The sequence below is a fragment of the Curtobacterium luteum genome (genome assembly GCF_001475545.1).
GTDB classification, from domain to species: Bacteria; Actinomycetota; Actinomycetes; order Actinomycetales; family Microbacteriaceae; genus Curtobacterium; species Curtobacterium luteum_A.
Map to the genome: position 1 here is coordinate 1 of NZ_LDQC01000165.1, position 939 is coordinate 939.

General features: G+C 67.9%; 2 protein-coding genes. Both read left to right on the forward strand.

The window, feature by feature from the left end; all coding sequences use genetic code 11:
• Positions 1 to 670, forward strand: a 670-nt coding sequence (locus NS184_RS16915) for a cytochrome c biogenesis protein ResB (protein ID WP_193750558.1), incomplete at its 5' end; no start/stop codon positions are given.
• Positions 671 to 672: 2 nt separating this feature from the next.
• Positions 673 to 876 carry a hypothetical protein gene (locus NS184_RS18515; RefSeq protein ID WP_058727229.1) on the forward strand — a complete coding sequence of 68 codons (204 nt, stop codon included), beginning with the start codon at positions 673 to 675 and terminating at the stop codon, positions 874 to 876.
• Positions 877 to 939 lie beyond the last annotated feature (63 nt).

A 939-nucleotide genomic window follows, 5' to 3' on the forward strand; every position in this document is an offset into this window, starting at 1 on the left:
GACCGTCCGGGACGGCAAGGGCAACGTGGCGTTCAAGGACGTCGTGCCGTTCCTGCCGCAGGACGCGAACTACACGTCGGTCGGCGTCATCAAGGTGCCGGACGCGAAGCCCGACCAGCTCGGGATCCAGGGTTTCTTCTACCCGACCGCGCAGGAGATGTCGACGGGGGCGTTCACCAGCACCTACCCCGACACCGAGAACCCGCTGCTCAGCCTGCAGGTCTACACGGGGAACCTCGGCCTCGACGACGGCGTCCCGCAGAGCGTCTACACGCTCGACACCAGCGGGCTGAAGGAGATCGCGGGGACCCGGGCGGACACGGCCTCGGTCCAGCTGAAGCCGGGCCAGACGAAGCAGCTCCCGGACGGTGCCGGGTCGATCACGTTCGACGGGGTGAAGCGCTACGTCTCCCTCGACGTGCACCACGACCCGTCGCAGCTCTGGGTCGGCGGCTTCGCGCTGCTCTCGACCCTGGGCCTCCTCACCTCGCTGTTCGTGCCCCGCCGTCGCGTGTGGGTGAAGGCCGTCCCGCGCACGGGCGCCGAGCACGGCGAGTACGACCTCGAGTACGCGGGGCTCGCCCGCGGCGAGGACCCCAACCTCGAACGTGCGGTCGCGGACATCGCCAAGCGGCACGTGTCAGACCTCGGCGTTAGGATGCCCCAGTGAACATGACCGCGACTCTGGCCAGCTACTCGGTCGTCCTGACGTACTCGGCGATGGCCGTCTACGTCATCGCGTTCATCGCGTTCGCGCTCGACATGGCGAAGCGCGCGGGCAACGTCGCGGCGGGTGGGACCACCGCTGCGGCCCCGTCCGCCACTGCCCCTGCCGAGCACTGGCCCCTATACACACTTGACGCCGCCGACGAATAGAGAGGTGGAGATCACGGTGGCTGCCGGCACGGTCAAAACAAAAGTAAAAGACACACAACGAGA

Excerpts from the sequence above, each read along its gene's own strand:
- NS184_RS18515 (WP_058727229.1), top strand. The coding sequence starts at position 673 with ATGACCGCGACTCTGGCCAGCTACTCGGTCGTCCTGACGTACTCGGCG.